Origin of the sequence: Curtobacterium sp. B8 (assembly GCF_000333315.1) — a bacterium.
Lineage (GTDB): Bacteria > Actinomycetota > Actinomycetes > Actinomycetales > Microbacteriaceae > Curtobacterium > Curtobacterium luteum.
This window is the reverse complement of the sequence record NZ_BACW01000135.1, coordinates 1-1,117: the sequence shown is the minus strand read 5'-3', so window position 1 is coordinate 1,117 and position 1,117 is coordinate 1. Positions and strand designations below refer to the sequence as shown.

Sequence of the window (1,117 nt, the reverse complement as noted above, 5' to 3'; positions counted from 1 at the left end):
CGAGATCATGCTCAGCCTGCTCAAGCGGTCCAAGGAGCTGCACCTCGGTGTGCCGATGGTCCCCACGACGGACTACGTCAACACCATCGCGCCGGAGAACGAGCCCGAGTTCCCGGGCGACGAGGAGCTCGAGCGCCGCTACCGCCGCTGGATCCGCTGGAACGCCGCCATCACGGTGCACCGTGCACAGCGCCCGGGCATCGCCGTCGGTGGCCACATCTCGACGTACGCGTCGAGCGCCGCGATGTACGAGGTCGGCTACAACCACTTCTTCCGCGCGCAGGACCACCCGTCCGGCGGCGACCAGGTCTTCTTCCAGGGCCACGCCTCCCCCGGCATGTACGCCCGCGCCTACATGGAGGGCCGCCTCAGCGAGGACCAGCTCGACGGCTTCCGGCAGGAGAAGTCCCACGCCGGCGGCGGACTGTCGTCCTACCCGCACCCGCGCCTCATGCCGCACTTCTGGCAGTTCCCGACCGTGTCGATGGGCATCGGCCCGATCAACGCGATCTACCAGGCGCAGCAGGCCAAGTACCTCTCCAACCGTGGCATCAAGGACGCCTCCGACCAGCAGGTCTGGGCGTTCCTCGGCGACGGCGAGATGGACGAGGTCGAGTCGCGCGGGCAGCTCCAGGTCGCCGCGAACGACGGCCTCGACAACCTGAACTTCGTGATCAACTGCAACCTGCAGCGGCTCGACGGTCCGGTGCGCGGCAACGGCAAGATCATCCAGGAGCTCGAGGCGTTCTTCCGCGGTGCGGGCTGGAACGTCATCAAGGTCATCTGGGGCCGCGAGTGGGACGACCTGCTCTCCCGCGACACCGAGGGCGCGCTGCTCAACCTCATGAACGCGACGCCGGACGGCGACTACCAGACGTACAAGGCCGAGAACGGCGCGTACGTCCGCGAGAACTTCTTCGGCCGCGACCCGCGGGCGCTCGAGCTCGTCAAGGACTACTCCGACGACCAGATCTGGAACCTCAAGCGCGGCGGTCACGACTACCGCAAGGTGTACGCGGCGTTCAAGGCCGCGACCGAGCACAAGGGCCAGCCGACGGTCATCCTCGCGAAGACGGTCAAGGGCTACGGCCTCGGCCCGAGCTTGAGGGCCGCAACG

Annotated in this window: 1 pseudogene; it reads left to right on the top strand. The window is 67.9% G+C overall.

Features of this window, described 5'->3' with window-relative positions:
* Positions 1-1,117 (top strand): annotated as a pseudogene (locus I59_RS03475) (pyruvate dehydrogenase (acetyl-transferring), homodimeric type); the annotation flags it as partial.